Raw genomic sequence first — 14,869 nt, forward strand, 5'->3', positions numbered from 1 at the left:
CTTATACGGCTAATTCGGCTTGCATTAACTGTGTTACCTGTTGTGACAATTGTGGTCGCATAATTTTACCAGTTGGATTTAATGGGAATTCATCTACAAAGTAAACTGCCGTTGGCCGCCGATATTTAGCTAATTTAGCGGCAGCATATTCCATAATTTGATGTTTTAAGAAATTAGATTTCTTTTGACCATCTTGTAAAATAACCACGGCCGTCACGGCTTCCCCATAAATTTCATCAGGGGTTGGCACGACTGCCACATTTTTAACGTAATCAAGTTCCCCGATCACATCTTCAACCAGGGTAGGATTAACTTTTTCGCCCCCGTGATTAATTAAATGTTTCTTCCGACCGTTTAACCATAGATAGCCATCTTCATCAAAGTAACCTAAATCACCGGTATGGAACCAACCATCATGAAAATCTTTTTGGGCGCGTTCGTCACCATTTAAATATTCCGTAATAACATGGGGACCTCGAATGGCAATTTCTCCTTCAACTTGGGGATCACTTGTATAACCATTGTCAGTAATAATCTTAACTTCGGAACCATATGGGATTCCAACAGATCCCAATTTAATAGCATCTAATGGATTCAAGGTACATTGACTACATGATTCTGTCATGCCGTAGCCTTCTAGAATCGGCACCTTAAATTCATTTACAAATTGTTCATGCCGCCCCACTGGTAACATGGCTGATGCACAACGGATAAACCGTAAATGATGGTTAGGATTAAATTCGGCTTTTGAGGCTTCATTTTTCAAAAGAATCGTGACAATCGTTGGAACAACCGACGACCAAGTACAATCATCTTCATTAATCCAATGCCAGAATTTTGAAGCGGAAAACTTGGGGGCAATCACAATCCGGCCACTAACTAGGAGCATCGAATTAATGATTAACTCTTGGGCATTGATATGAAACATTGGCATTACAATCAAAACCGTATCATCCGATGTCATGCGGTGGGTATAGGCATCATCTTGGGCCGCTTGCCACATAAACTTATGTGGTAATCCAACTTGCTTGGGCTTTCCAGTGGTTCCAGAAGTATTTAAAATCCAGCCCAAACTTTCTTCATTAGGCTCCAGTAGACGGCCATCGTTTTGATTCGTTTTTTTGCTCAGAATCACCAATCCTTCTGGAAAGGTTTCTAAGTTCACTAACACCGAATCCAAATCATCACGTCCCGCGAAAGCTGTGGCCATCTCGGCCGTAAAAATCATTGCTGGATATTGATGTTCTTCATAATCAGCCACTAACTCTGCCGCCGTGGAGGTTGCAGATACCGGGTGGGCCGTCATCCCATAACGCCATAGGGCTTGATTAATTGGTAAATAAGCTGCCGTATTGGCCAATGCCATAAAGACTACATCATCAACTGACAAATTTATGGTCTGAAAGACGGCTTGCAAAGTTTGAATATCATTTTCCAGATCTTCACCCGTAAACCAGCGCCCTAACCGAATGTCTTTCACAACGGGGCGCCGCCAATTGTTAGTTAATTGTGCTTTTAAATCATGAGTTAACTTGGTCATAGTTTCTTACCTTCTTTCGAAAATTTATTTTTTGTGGTCGACCGACAAGCACACCGAATGGTGGCACCTTGTAACAGAAGAATGAAATTAGCCATGCTCCTCCAAGGGCAATCAAGTACCCAAATGGTAAAAGGATAATTAATTCCCAACTGGACACATTATTTTTGATTAACTCTAACAAACCGGCTAACAAGGATAGCGAAGCCGTTTGGGTCAAATAAACCCCAAAGGATAATTTTGAAGACAAATCCACGGCCTTGGTAAAGGGTTGCCACTTTGGTAATTGACGACGTCGCGCATATTGTTGACTTAAAGCAATGATTGTCAAAATCATGAAACTTGCATAAAACATCAAGTATGGTTGATGAATCAGGTTTGCATAATGGCGATTAAGATGTAGAACCTGAACATTATATTGATAAAGAACCAAAGTTCCGAGTGCCAAAAGAGCAGTGATCGCATAAATCTTTTTTCGATGAGTCTGAAGCCAGTTAGTAAAGGCTTGATAATGAATCGCTACATAAGCCCCGGCCATGAAGTAAAACTGGTAGGCAAAAACATTGATCCCATAATTGCGGATCCAATATGGCCAGTTGCTAGTATCTAAATGTGGTAATTGATATTTGACAAAGTATAAAAATACCAACTGTAAGATTCCACTAATGACTAAGAGCAAACCATGATGCCCTTCTGTCTTTCGATAAATCCATACCATAATTGGGAAGATTAGGTAAAGTTGCATTGTGACCAGGATGTAGTAAAGATAGAAATAATTTCCATGTAGCAATCCCAAGCCCAATTCACTCAGCCATGATGAAAAAGTGATCGTACTTCCCGTAAAAACAGCGGTCATTATTAAAAAGAATCCCATCCAGAAAACATAAGGAATCCCAGATCCCTTGTATCGTTTCTTCCAAAAGACCCAGTAGTTAATTTCTGGTTTGTAATAATATACCAGAAATAAAACCAATCCGGTAACGAACATGAAACCCATCCGGGTAAAATGAAGGATCAAGTGGGTAGAAACCAAAAAATTGTAGGCCCAACTATTACTTGCAGCTGCCGCCGTAAAAGTCGAAGTTGTATGGTTAGCTAAAACTCCAAAAATAAAAATACAACGCATCAAATCCACTTCGTATAAATATTTTCTTTTGGTGGTTGCCATGGCTTCAGCTCCTTTCGATTTATCATGATTGCTAGTTTACCGAACGGTTTCGACCAATTTATGAATGAAAAAGTCTACTTTTTCTGGTCGTTTTCGGAATGAAATATGAATTCCAAAGAGAAATTATGAATTTACTTGTGAAAAGTAAAAAACTCCCGTAAGCTATCTCATAAGCTATTCAGGAGTATTAATCATGAAAAATTTAAAATGGTATCTTTTAGCTAGTCTGATTGCTCTAGTGAGCATTAGTGGAATCTGGCTCTTCATCGGGAGCCTTCACCAAGATCGTCCAGCTCGTTCTGACGCTGATTTTATCCAATCATCAGTCCCAACCTTTTTCCTCCATGGTTGGAAATCATCCTATCATGCTGAACAACAAATGGTTAATTATGCTAAAAAACAAGGTGTTACTACCAATATCATTGTGGCTCGGGTTCATCGTTCAGGACGAGTGACCCTTTCCAAAAATCTAAATTCTGCAGCCAAAAACCCCATCGTTATGATTAATTTCGATGATAACCATATGCGCGACTACCATACCGACGCCAAATGGTTACGTAACGTAATTGTCAAAGTTCGCCAGCATTATCACTTCACCCGCTATAACCTAGTTGGGCATTCAATGGCCAATATGACCATTTATCACTTTATTTTGGTCTATGGAAATGATCATCAGCTCCCAAAATTACAGAAGATTGCTGATATTGCCGGCAATTATAATGGGATTTTAGGAAAGAAGCATCAGCCCATCCACATTAAAAATCACCCAAATATGAAGCCCCAAGAAATGTTGCCCGCTTACCAACAATTATTAAAGCTACGTCAGACTTTCCCTAAAAAACAAATCAAAATTTTAAATATCTATGGTGATTATGATCATTCTGGAACCGATGGACACGTTGCTAACGCGTCAACCCTATCTTTAAAATATCTCTTAAATAATCGCGCCAAATCATACCGGGTGATTAAGATCACGGGATACCATGCTAACCATAGCGGGCTCCACAACAATTTAAAAGTTGATCGAATCTTAGTTGATTTCCTTTGGCGGAAGCATTAACTAAAAAAGGCCAGCGTCACCAAAATGGAAAAATTCCATTTTAGGTGCCACTGGTCTCTTTTTTAGCTACTAATCTTTTTCCTCAATGATTGGTAATTTAACCGTAAATACTGACCCCGATCCCAAGGTACTTTCTAGGGTGATCATACCATGATACCCCTCGATCAATCGCTTAGCAATGGCCAATCCCAGCCCATTGCCCCCCTTCTTTCGGCTCCGCGCTTTATCAACCCGATAAAAGCGATCAAAGACTTTATCAATATCTTCATCCGCGATTCCTTCTCCATAATCCTGAATCCCAATTTCCACAAAATTAGCACTTCGGGATAAGGAAAAATCAACTTCAGGACGATTAGTAGAATATTTGACAGCATTATCACAAAGGATAATCATAATCTGTTCCAAATGATCATGATATATTGGTGAAATCACTTCGCCTGGTAAATCATCATCCATCACAAAAGTATAATCGGGATGAATCATCTTAAAGTTATTATAAACCTGCATTACCACTTCTTTAACCGGCGTAGTAGCATCGCGGAAGTTTAATTCCACTTGTTCGGCACGACTTAGATCCAGCATCTCTTGAACCAAATTATTCATCCGTTCCGTTTCTTTTAGTGAAGCTTGAATCGAGTCAGCTAAAACTTGGGGATCATCTTTTCCCCATCGATCCAGTAATTGCATATGTCCCTGGATAATAGCCACAGGAGTTCGTAGTTCATGAGAAACATCACCCACAAATTGTGACTGTTGGTCAATATACCGTTGCGTGCGATCCAACATCTGATTAAACATGGTTGACAGTTCACTTAATTCATCATTTTGCCTTAATTCGGGAACCCGCACGTCTTTCGTTGGATCATCACTAATCGCCTTCACCGTATCTTCAATATCATTGAGGGGCCGCAAAAAGAACCACGATAAGAAATATCCCATCAAACCACTTAGGATTACTACTAATAATAATGCGATCACGACTACTAAAAGTTGGCGCTGGTAGCGCTGGTGATAAGTATTCAGATTATTTTCAATCTGTAAATAACCAATTATTTGATGATCTTTCGAACGGATTGGCATCCGTCCTACCAAAATTTGATGGTCGTTACCCCGCATTAATGAAATCGAACGTTGGTTACTGGTTTTAAATTTGACTTGAATCTTACCAAGCTGATAAATTACTTTCCCCTGCTGATTATAAATTGCCATCTCAATTTGAGAATTACTTAGTCCTCGAACAATATCCCGTGAGAAAACTGCTTTACTGGAGGTAGATCCTACTTCCGAATTGATCTCTTGCTTAATCTGTTGTGAGGATAAAGTATCCAAATGATTATTAACCTGCTCACTAACCGAAGTCATCGTCGACGAAAGTGTCTGACGCTCTTGACGGAGCAGATCTTGCGTGAATGAACTAAAAATAATGACAATCAATAGGATTGAAATAAGCAAAGAGCCCACGGCAGTACCGAGGGCCCATTTTAATTTCAATGATAGAAAGCGCTTGGTTGAAGCTTGATTTTCCATTCATTTCACCACTTTTAGGAACGAATTACATACCCAGTTCCCCGGACTGTTTGAATGTAACTTGGTTCTCCCGGACGATCAATCTTGTTCCGTAGGTATCGAATGTAAACATCAACGACATTCGTCTCAACATTTGTATCGTATCCCCAAACCTTACTGAGCAAGTCCTTCCGAGACATAACTACGTTAATGTTCTCCATTAGGATTAACAATAATTCGTATTCCCGTTTCGTTAGGTTGATTACTTCTTCGTCCCGTCGAACGATCCGATTTTCTTTTTCAATTACTAGATCTTTATAGGTCACCTTAGTTTGGTGGTCAGAAGCGTTATCTTCTTCAATACTGATCCGTCGTAAGAGGGCCCGGACCCGGGCTAACAATTCTTCAATTGCAAACGGCTTAACAATGTAATCATCCGCCCCATGATCTAATCCCGAAACCCGATCAATCACTGAATCACGAGCCGTCATGATAATGATAGGCGTATTCTTAACTTCCCGAACCCGCCGGGCAACTTCTAACCCATTCAGTTCCGGCAACATTAAATCCAATAAGATGACATCATAATCATCTGCTAACGCCGCTTCTAACCCCTCACGACCATCTAAGGCTACTTTGGTTTCATAACCCTCATGTTTCAATTCTAGTTCAACGAAATGTGCTAAATTTTCTTCGTCTTCAATAATTAGTACTCGACTCATAAATTTCTACTCCTTCAAGGATAAAATAATATAATCCTGAATATTTTATCATAAAACCCTAATTAATTCTCTGATTTTATGATAAAAGAAAAAGCTTCTCCAGGTCCGGCACCGAAGAGAAGCTTTTACCATATCTTAATTGTTAGCAGCCACTTGCTTACCGTTGTAGTATCCACAACTTGGGCAAACCATGTGTGACTTCCGTAATTCACCACAATTTGGACATGCAGTTAAACCAGGTACAGTTAACTTAATGTGTCCACGACGATTACGCTTTCGCGTTTTTGATGTTTTCCGTGCTGGAACAGCCATGCTTAACACCTCCTTATAAATTTCTTATCCACTAGTGGTTTTTAGCCGTTCGCTATTTACCATTATCCTGATCAGGAAATAAATTTTTTAACTTAGCGAAACGTGGATCAACCTGTTGATGCTGTTGCTGGTCTAACTGATCTTCAGTTATCACTGACCAATCCTTCCCTTTAGGAAGCGCCTCGCCAGCTTTCTCAGCAGCAGTTAAAACTTTTAATGGAATTTGTTCCACAATATTTTCTGACAAGATTCGATCTAAATCAATTAACTCATCATCTTCCAAATAGAAGACTACTTCATCGTCATCATATCGATCAAAATGACTGTGCTCATTGGTATAAGACTCAGTAATGTCAAAAGAAAGTTGTAATTCCACTGGTTCTAGCGAACGACTCGATGGTGTTGTCACCGTAGTGTCAACATGCATCCCGATCGTCGCATCACCTTTATCAAATGACCAATAACCATCAACTTTAATTGGCGCGACTGCCAAAATCTGTTCTGGAAATCGTTTCGTCATCATTACGTTGAGATCAAAAGTGGTTGCCAGATGAAGTGGTTCATCATGGTAACGTGATAAGTCTTCCAGAGACCATTTCATAGCTTTTCCTCCTAATGCAACATTTTTTATTATACGCATCCCCTATTCGCTTGTCAATGTTATTTCCTTGACAGTGCGAATTGGCGCATGTTTCATATCTTGTTCTACCTTAGTAAAGTTTTGGTATAATTTCCCCGCTCGATAATCCAGGTTAAAGCGCCCATCTCGTTCATCCCGATTCACCTTTACAATTAAGGGATAGTCGAGCTGCTTTTTCACTTGATTTAAATAAGCTTGACCAACTTGATTAAAACCCAGGACATGGTGATATGGAACTTGTTGATGGCGATCGTGTTCAGCCTTGCTAATATTCAAAATGACATATAGAGATAAGCGACTTAAATAAGCATAAGTATAGCGCTTGGTTTTCACTAAGCGAATAAAATCAGCATAGGTTAAGGCACGTTGGGCTGCTTCCTTCATACGATATTCAATTCCTTCACCCATTTGGTAAATCTGTTGAAGCCATTCAACAGGCGTTTGAATCAATTGATTTCGTAAGATTGGGTATAAAAGTTCCCACGATGGTAAGCGCTGTAACTGAGCTAATTCATTCATGGTAGCTGCAGGAACTGTATTTTTAATAGTTTTTAGATCTGACCAAGCCGCCCGAATCGCACTTGCGCTAGCGAGCTTGCCAGTAATGGTTTGATCATGATAATCATTGCCTCGTCGCTGAATTGGTAACAAATTCATGGTATAGTGCCCCTCTTGTCGCGCTTTATAATAGGCAAAAGCTAGAATATCATTAGGATCAGTCAGCGAATAACCAGTTTGAGCACTCAATTGTTGATTAAATTGGGTGGCATAAGTTGCATGATAATCCTTAAAATTGCTGGCCTTAAACTTAGTTTCTGCCGCAACCAAGGAGTCAAAGTTCCATTCTGGATGTTCAGCACCAAAGACCACGGTCGCTACCTGAAGATCATTTAATAGTCTTAACGCCCCCTCCGCAAAACGATGCGCTGGTTGGACGGCATTAAAAACTGGTAACTCGACCACTAGGTCCACCCCATTAGCCAAAGCGGCTTGGGTGCGTTGCCACTTGTCTAAAATGGTTGGCTCCCCACGCTGGGTAAAATCCCCACTCATTACAGCCACTACTACATCAGCACCTGTTAGCAGTCGTGCTTGTTGAAGATGATAGCGATGTCCATTATGAAATGGATTGTATTCAGCTACTAAACCCAGTGCTTGCATCCAATTCTCCTATTTTTGACAAACAAAGAACCAGCGAGTGGTATGTTCATCAACCGCTGCTTTCCCAAAATCAGCTCGTACTTCAATCTTTTGATATCCTAACTTTTCCAAAGCCTTCAGTACCCATTCGAGGGGATACGAACGTTGAAAGTGCATTTCAGAAATACGATCATATTGTCCATTATTAGACTGTACAAAGAAAGTTAAATCATGGATTACCCCATGTTCAACATCATCGTCTGCAAAACTTTGCCACATAAAGGCACGTTGCTGATCCTCATCTTGATAATTGAACATATATCCTGGATAGACCTGATCCATTTGATAAGGTGACATCATATCAAAGATGAAATAACCCCCATCCTCAAGATGGGCATAGATTTCACTCAATGCCTGTTGGAACTCAGCAAAATTGTTGAGATAACATAAGGAATCGGCAAAACAAGTAATCACCGGGTACTGTGGCAAATCACCAAGCGCTAACATATTCCCCTCAACTAGCATTAGATCAACTTGCGCCGCTTCCCGATGTTCAACCGCTAAACTCAACATCTCTGGTGATAAATCAAGATCCGTCATTTCGTAGCCTCGTTGAGCCAGTAGAATTGCTAATCGACCGGCCCCACCAGCGACATCTAAGATTGCCGTTGGTTGTGGAACAATGGTTTGAACAAAATCAGCCCAAGCTTGATACATCTCATCATCAAATAATTCATCATACAGACGCGCAAAAGTTTGGTAGATCATTAATCATTAATCCAATCTTTAATATTAACTAAGGGTGCTTCCGACCAAAGTTTTTCCAAATTGTAGAATTGGCGCGTTTCTTCGCGGAAAATGTGCACCACCACTTCACCTAAGTCAACTAAGATCCATTGGGCTGCATTTTTTCCTTCGACACTGCCAATTGGTAATTTTAGTTCATACGACTTTTTTACAATGGCATCAGCGATGGCTTGAACCTGCCGATTTGATCCTCCCGTCATTACTACAAAGTAATCGGCCATAGGGCTAATTTGATCAACCTTTAAAGCTACAATATCTTCTGCTCGGCGACCATCCGCCTCCGTTACCACCATTTTTAAAATTTCTTCGCTATTCATCTAGTAAAAATTCCTTTCTGTATTGCGGGACCCATGCATTATAGGTATCAATGGTTGCTGGATATACCGAGGCACCCTTTTGAACTAAGTAATTTAAGGTGTGCCAGGTTTGAAAGGCCACTCCCTTTGCTAAGGACTGCTGTGTGATTTGGCGCGCCTGATCAACCCCTGGAAAGTCACGGCCAGGTTCAATATAATCAGCCATGTAGAGCACTTGCGATAATTTAGTCATGACAGTCCCCCCAACCGTATGCTGGCGAATAGCATCCAAAATCCGTTGGTCATGAACTAACAATTCATCGGCGACCATCTCAGCTCCCACTACTCCATGCCAAATGGCGTTGCCAGCGGATAGTAAATCAGGCTCTAATTTTTTTGCCTTAATTACTTGTATAAAATCCTCAGCTGGTCGTTCCTTGGCATAATCATGACAAAGCCCGGCAATGCTAGCCAACTGTTCATCAACTCCGTACTGGCGCGCTAATTGTCGTGCCGTAGTTTCAACGCGTAAAACATGCTTAAAACGTTCCGGACTCAAAGCGGCTTGAATTTTGGTTACTAATTGATCCCGATTTAAGTAAGCAAATTCACCGCTATACTTAAATTGTTGGTCATTATTAGTCAAGGTATAATTGATGCTCCTTTATATAATTTTCCACACCTGCTGGAACCATATATTTAATTGATTGTCGATTCCTGATCCGGTCCCGAATGGCCGACGAACTAAAATCAACGGTCGGGACATCGACCCAAATAACGGGATAATTGGTATTATTCTCGGCTCCTTGTCGACGGACCCCGACAAAATTAACCATCTTCATTAAATCATCAATGCGATACCAGGTTGGTAAATAATCAACCATATCGCCTCCGATGATGAAATAATAATCATTTTCAGGATGGCGTTCTTTTAGTTCCTTAATCGTATCATAGCTATACGAAATTCCTCCCCGGTTAATCTCCGCCATTTCAATACCTAAATATGGATTGTCATCAATCGCTAATTTCAACATATCAACCCGATATTCAGCCGCCACCGCAGACTTTTGGTCAACATGGGGAGGGATAAGATCTGGCAAAAAATCGACCCGATCTAAGCCTAAGGTTTTACCAACTTGATCGGCCACTAACAGATGCGCATTGTGAACCGGGTTGAAGGTCCCGCCATACAAACCAATTCGTCGATGCCGAAAACTAGTTAATAGTTGTACTTCGACCTTTGGAATCATCCGAACTGCAGACTTAACCGGCATCCCCGTCACTTCCTTTAAATCTTTTCAACCTGTTCCGAGAGTTGGCGTAACTCTGGATCTTTAGCAACCTTAAATAAAACTAATACTCGGCCAATTTCTTGGACCACTTGAATATCGCTTTGCGATTCAATATATGCTTTGACTTCACTAGTTGTTTCATCCGCATTTTGTAAAATGCTGACTTTGATTAATTCGCGTTTATCTAAGGCCCCCGATAGTTGAGCAAGCCAAGCTGGTGTTAAACCATTTTTCCCCACCGAAAACAGGGGTTGTAAGTGATTAGCTTGGGCTCGTAAAAAACGCTTTTGTTTCCCTCGTAAATGCATTTTGTTCTCCTTATATCATGGCTGGACGAATCAGTACGGCAACCCCCTTTGGTGCCCATCCAGCTACCACTGTCCCAGCGGGAATTGTCATCCAACCCAAACCTTCAAAGACTAAATCAGATTTTTGTTTAATAGCAAATTCAAACCGTTCTAATGGTGGAAAATCAGCCAGATCGTCAGTACTTGGTGGTGTTAATAAACCGCCTAAATGCTTATGATAAAAATCATCTGCATGGGCTAACTTAGTCCGATGCATTGGCAGATTATTATCAAAATAGCCGACAATTCCCACCTTTTGTCCCTTTAAGTAATCAAACCGTGCTACCCCACCTAAAAAGATCGTTTGTTGATCTTGTAATTGGTAGGTTCGTGGTTTAATTTCCTTTTGTGGTGTCACCACTTTTAGATCTTTGGCTGGCAGAACATGCGCCATCTGGGCTTGGTGAATAATCCCTGGGGTATCAACTAATTGATGGCCATCATCCAGCGGAATTTCAATTTGATCCAGGGTGGTTCCTGGAAAGCGAGAAGTCGTAATTAAATCCTTAATTCCCGTCCGTAATTTAATAATTTGGTTAATTAAGGTTGATTTCCCGACATTAGTAACCCCAACCACATAGACATCCCGATCGTTCCGCCGGCGATCAATTTCTTTCAAGAGGTCTTCAATCTGATGATTCTTTTTGGCTGAAACCAAGACCGTTGAAATCGGTCGAATTCCGGCTTGATTTACTTGTTGGCGTAACCAGTCACGTAATTTGTTCCGACGTAATGAGCTTGGCAATAAATCTTCTTTATTCCCGACTAACATTACCGGATTATCACCGACAAAGCGATGTAAGCCTGGAATTAAGCTCCCGTTAACATCAAAAATATCCACGACATAAACGATTAGAGACTTGGTATCACGGATATGGCTTAAGAGCCGCAAGAAGTCGTCGTCCGTTAATGACACTGGCGCAATTTCATTATAATGACGTAAGCGAAAACACCGTTGACAATACAGTTCACCACTTTCTAACCCTTTTTGAACTGCTGATGCCGGAGTATAGCCTAATTCGTCCGGATCATCAGATTGAATTACTGCCCCACACCCTATACATCTTAATTCTTCATCAACCGTTGTCATTTACTTTAACTCCTTTTGCCATTGCATTTGGGAATCTTGACCTTGCATTAATCGCATCACTTGCTTCTCCATCATACGATTTGGTTTCGTAATCCATTTATCGCTAGGTAAGAGTGGTTTAACTAGGATACTACGAATTCCAGCACTATTCGCCGCTAAAATATCTGTCATAATCTGATCACCTACCATCACCACTTCTGAAGGTGCTAACTGCATCTTTTTTAAGGTCCGATTGATACCAACCGGAAGTGGTTTTAAAGCGCGTGAAACAAATGGTAATCCAATCTTTTCAACGGCACGCCCAATTCGGTCATGGCTGTTATTAGAAACCACAATTAATTGAATTTGTGCGTCAGCCAATTTACGCATCCATTCCCGTAATTCAGGAGTCCCATCCGGATTGTTCCAAGCAATTAAGGTATTATCCAAATCACTAAATACCACATGAATTCCCATTTGTTTTAATTGGTCCGGATCAATATCACTAAACCGTTCAATCATCCAGGTTGGTTTAAATCGTGCTAACAATCTTGTTTCCTCGTTTCTTTGATCCTTCCATTATACCGATTGTTAGAAAGTGGATCAATCTTTATCGGTAGGGCCAAAATAAAAAGGACTGACCATGCCAGTCCTTGATCTAATTTAGTTTAAAGCCTTCTTAGCTTCGTCAACTAATGCCTTAAACGCATCGGCATCGTTAACAGCTAAATCAGCCAACATCTTCCGGTTAAGATCAATATTAGCTAACTTCAAACCGTGCATTAACTTACTGTAGCTAATGTCGTTCATCCGTGCACCAGCGTTGATCCGCGTGATCCATAATTGACGGAAGTTTCGCTTATTAACCTTCCGGTCACGGAAAGCATAAGTTCCACTCTTCATCACTTGATCCTTGGCCGTCTTAAAAAGACGGTGCTTTGAACCAGTGTATCCCTTAGCTAATTTCATAATGCGCTTCCGACGAGCGCGCGTAACAGTTCCACCTTTAACTCGCATTGTGGTGTCCTCCTAGTAATTTTAATTATTTAAATCTCGCCTACTAAATTACTTAGCAGGAACCATCTTCTTGTAACGACTAACGTTACTCTTGTCCATCATGCTTAAGCCACGTAATTGACGACGTTGCTTCTTCGTCTTACCGTGGAAGCGGTGGCTAGTAAATGAGTTACCACTCTTGAATCCACCATTAGCAGTACGCTTAAAACGCTTAGCAGCAGACTTCTTTGTCTTCATCTTTGGCATAACTATATCCTACCTTCTTAATTTTATTTTTTCTGCTTATCGGACAAGGGAGCAAGAGTTAGGAACATGCTCCGTCCTTCCATCTTTGGCCGTTGTTCAACGGTGGCAATATCTTTTGTTTCTTCTGCCATCCGTTCGATCATGTCTCGACCAATATCCTTATGTGTGATCGCCCGACCACGGAAACGAAGTGAGACACGGACTTTATCACCTTTTTCGATAAACTTCCGCACCCGACTTAATTTCACATTAAAGTCGTTCGTATCAATTGTGGGACTCAAGCGGATTTCTTTAACCGCCGTGGTCTTCTGGTTCTTCCGGTTTTCCCGTTCCTTCTTTTGCATCTCAAAACGGTACTTACCATAATCCATAATCCGCGCAACTGCTGGACGTGCCTTTGGTGCAACTAGGACTAAATCTAAGTCGGCTGCTTCCGCTAATTGCAATGCTTCCGCCTTCGTCTTTACTCCTAATTGTTCCCCGTTTTGATCGATTAACCGAACTTCACGGGCACGAATTCCATCGTTGACAAACATTCCTTGAGCTATGTTAATACACCTCCAATATTAATGATCTGGCATCAAAAAAGCGACGTGCAATCTTGCACCCCGCACCATTAATTTACTAGTTTAAAACATATAAATATGCCAGTAATTAAGTGATTTGCCCGGTCACTCTAGTAACCTAGGCGAGAAGCGGGTGCTTCTGCTTTTTATCAACGATTATTACTTTAACTAACTTTCGACCATTTGTCAATCATTCCTTAGGACATTCGCAAATTATTTCCTTGTACATCAATCTCACGCGATAAGTACTGGATCCGTTGCATAATTCGTTTAGCCTTCAACGGTTCAACATTATCCTTATTGTCTTCGGCCAAATGATTTTCCAACTCATTCATAGTCATATTAGATGAAAAGAAGGTCGGCAGTTCTGCTTGCATCCGGTATTCTAAAATCACCGCTAATAAATCATCCCGCGCCCATGACGTCATAACGTCGGCTCCAATATCATCAATCATTAGGACCGGTGCCTGACTCACCTGATCACGTTCCTCGTTTAAGGTTCGGTTTTGGATGGCTTGACGCATTTTCACGACAAAGGAAGGAAAATGCAAAATGGTTGTTTTAACATTGCGCTTCGCTAATTCATTGGCTGTTGCACCCAACAGATAAGTCTTACCAACTCCAAAACTTCCTGACAAATAAAGCCCCGGCTGAAAATGATCAACTGAATAATTCATACAGAATTTTAGTGCTTCTTCTAGGGCCAAGTTCCGCGACGGTGACCCCTGCTGATCATCCGTATAGAAATCGTCAAAGTTAGCTGCTGGTAGCCATTTTGGCATGCTAATTATCGTGACACGATCGCGTAGTTCTTTAGCTCGTTGTTCGGCGCGTAATTGGGCGCTTGGGACATAAGCCACGTCAATTTGACCAGCATTAATTAATAATTTGGGTTGATAACCAGGCGCAATAGAAGTTTGATTTTGTAAAATCAACTGATTTTCGTGGAAGAATTCATACAACTTGGAGTAGTCCCGTTGCACACTTTCGGGGGTCAATTCTGCTTGATGCTGATTTAAAAAGGCTTGAATCTGTGGATCCGAAAAAACTCGCTCAACGGTTTTTTGATATTCTTGATTATTACCTTGGGCTTGTATCCGCTTCATCATTGCCACACTTAATGATTGCATATTGAACCTCCTCT

Annotated in this window: 19 protein-coding genes and 1 other annotated feature; of the genes, 1 reads left to right on the forward strand and 18 read right to left on the reverse strand. The window is 40.9% G+C overall.

Annotation, left to right across the window (positions count from 1 at the left end):
• Position 1: 1 nt before the first annotated feature.
• Positions 2-1,540 carry an AMP-binding protein gene (locus FC60_RS03930; RefSeq protein WP_056937169.1) on the reverse strand — a complete coding sequence of 513 codons (1,539 nt, stop codon included), beginning with the start codon at positions 1,538-1,540 and terminating at the stop codon, positions 2-4.
• Complete coding sequence (locus FC60_RS03935; protein WP_056937170.1) at positions 1,521-2,705, reverse strand: acyltransferase; 1,185 nt, start codon at positions 2,703-2,705, stop codon at positions 1,521-1,523. Before FC60_RS03935 ends, FC60_RS03930 begins: the two co-directional genes overlap by 20 nt.
• A gap of 193 nt (positions 2,706-2,898) precedes the next feature.
• Here FC60_RS03935 and FC60_RS03940 point away from each other — a divergent pair, with 193 nt between their 5' ends.
• Positions 2,899-3,765, forward strand: coding sequence for an alpha/beta hydrolase (locus tag FC60_RS03940; protein ID WP_056937171.1), 867 nt, complete (start codon positions 2,899-2,901; stop codon positions 3,763-3,765).
• Between the two features lie 69 nt (positions 3,766-3,834).
• Here FC60_RS03940 and FC60_RS03945 read toward each other — a convergent pair whose 3' ends face one another.
• The 16 genes from FC60_RS03945 to dnaI form a co-directional block, all read right to left on the reverse strand.
• Positions 3,835-5,292 (reverse strand): HAMP domain-containing sensor histidine kinase, encoded by a 1,458-nt coding sequence (locus FC60_RS03945; protein WP_056937172.1) that lies wholly within the window; start codon positions 5,290-5,292, stop codon positions 3,835-3,837.
• Between the two features lie 14 nt (positions 5,293-5,306).
• Complete coding sequence (locus FC60_RS03950) at positions 5,307-5,993, reverse strand: response regulator transcription factor (RefSeq protein WP_007121743.1); 687 nt, start codon at positions 5,991-5,993, stop codon at positions 5,307-5,309.
• 135 nt (positions 5,994-6,128) lie between these two features.
• Entirely contained in the window at positions 6,129-6,305 is a 177-nt protein-coding gene (gene rpmF / locus FC60_RS03955) for a 50S ribosomal protein L32 (protein ID WP_040467847.1), read from the reverse strand.
• Positions 6,306-6,357: 52 nt separating this feature from the next.
• Positions 6,358-6,906 carry a DUF177 domain-containing protein gene (locus FC60_RS03960; RefSeq protein WP_056937173.1) on the reverse strand — a complete coding sequence of 183 codons (549 nt, stop codon included), beginning with the start codon at positions 6,904-6,906 and terminating at the stop codon, positions 6,358-6,360.
• A gap of 42 nt (positions 6,907-6,948) precedes the next feature.
• Positions 6,949-8,106, reverse strand: a complete 1,158-nt coding sequence (locus tag FC60_RS03965; protein ID WP_056937174.1) for a nucleotidyltransferase — start codon at positions 8,104-8,106, stop codon at positions 6,949-6,951.
• Between the two features lie 9 nt (positions 8,107-8,115).
• A complete protein-coding gene (locus FC60_RS03970; RefSeq protein WP_056937175.1) occupies positions 8,116-8,853 on the reverse strand; it encodes a class I SAM-dependent DNA methyltransferase in 738 nt (245 codons plus the stop codon).
• Positions 8,853-9,209, reverse strand: coding sequence for a ribosome silencing factor (gene rsfS / locus FC60_RS03975; RefSeq protein ID WP_056937176.1), 357 nt, complete (start codon positions 9,207-9,209; stop codon positions 8,853-8,855). Before rsfS ends, FC60_RS03970 begins: the two co-directional genes overlap by 1 nt.
• Positions 9,202-9,834: a bis(5'-nucleosyl)-tetraphosphatase (symmetrical) YqeK gene (yqeK, locus tag FC60_RS03980; protein WP_056937177.1), complete on the reverse strand. Its 633-nt coding sequence runs from the start codon at positions 9,832-9,834 to the stop codon at positions 9,202-9,204. Before yqeK ends, rsfS begins: the two co-directional genes overlap by 8 nt.
• Complete coding sequence (locus FC60_RS03985; RefSeq protein WP_056937178.1) at positions 9,827-10,462, reverse strand: nicotinate-nucleotide adenylyltransferase; 636 nt, start codon at positions 10,460-10,462, stop codon at positions 9,827-9,829. The genes yqeK and FC60_RS03985 overlap by 8 nt, the downstream gene beginning before the upstream one ends.
• Before the next feature lie 14 nt (positions 10,463-10,476).
• A complete protein-coding gene (gene yhbY / locus FC60_RS03990) occupies positions 10,477-10,788 on the reverse strand; it encodes a ribosome assembly RNA-binding protein YhbY (RefSeq protein ID WP_056937179.1) in 312 nt (103 codons plus the stop codon).
• A gap of 10 nt (positions 10,789-10,798) precedes the next feature.
• The gene (gene yqeH, locus FC60_RS03995; RefSeq protein ID WP_056937180.1) at positions 10,799-11,917 is read right to left on the reverse strand and encodes a ribosome biogenesis GTPase YqeH; all 1,119 of its coding nucleotides are present in this window, start codon (positions 11,915-11,917) and stop codon (positions 10,799-10,801) included.
• Entirely contained in the window at positions 11,918-12,445 is a 528-nt protein-coding gene (locus FC60_RS04000; protein ID WP_056937181.1) for a YqeG family HAD IIIA-type phosphatase, read from the reverse strand. It abuts the gene before it with no gap.
• Between the two features lie 114 nt (positions 12,446-12,559).
• Positions 12,560-12,913 carry a 50S ribosomal protein L20 gene (gene rplT / locus FC60_RS04005; RefSeq protein WP_007121753.1) on the reverse strand — a complete coding sequence of 118 codons (354 nt, stop codon included), beginning with the start codon at positions 12,911-12,913 and terminating at the stop codon, positions 12,560-12,562.
• A 48-nt stretch (positions 12,914-12,961) separates the two neighbouring features.
• A complete protein-coding gene (rpmI, locus tag FC60_RS04010) occupies positions 12,962-13,159 on the reverse strand; it encodes a 50S ribosomal protein L35 (RefSeq protein WP_040467848.1) in 198 nt (65 codons plus the stop codon).
• Positions 13,160-13,182: 23 nt separating this feature from the next.
• Positions 13,183-13,713 carry a translation initiation factor IF-3 gene (infC, locus tag FC60_RS04015; RefSeq protein ID WP_176662241.1) on the reverse strand — a complete coding sequence of 177 codons (531 nt, stop codon included), beginning with the start codon at positions 13,711-13,713 and terminating at the stop codon, positions 13,183-13,185.
• Positions 13,714-13,735: 22 nt separating this feature from the next.
• Positions 13,736-13,876: a sequence feature (ribosomal protein L20 leader region), on the reverse strand.
• A 46-nt stretch (positions 13,877-13,922) separates the two neighbouring features.
• Positions 13,923-14,855, reverse strand: a complete 933-nt coding sequence (dnaI, locus tag FC60_RS04020) for a primosomal protein DnaI (RefSeq protein WP_056937182.1) — start codon at positions 14,853-14,855, stop codon at positions 13,923-13,925.
• Between the last annotated feature and the right edge of the window lie 14 nt (positions 14,856-14,869).

It is taken from the genome of Limosilactobacillus gastricus DSM 16045, assembly GCF_001434365.1.
Lineage (GTDB): Bacteria > Bacillota > Bacilli > Lactobacillales > Lactobacillaceae > Limosilactobacillus > Limosilactobacillus gastricus.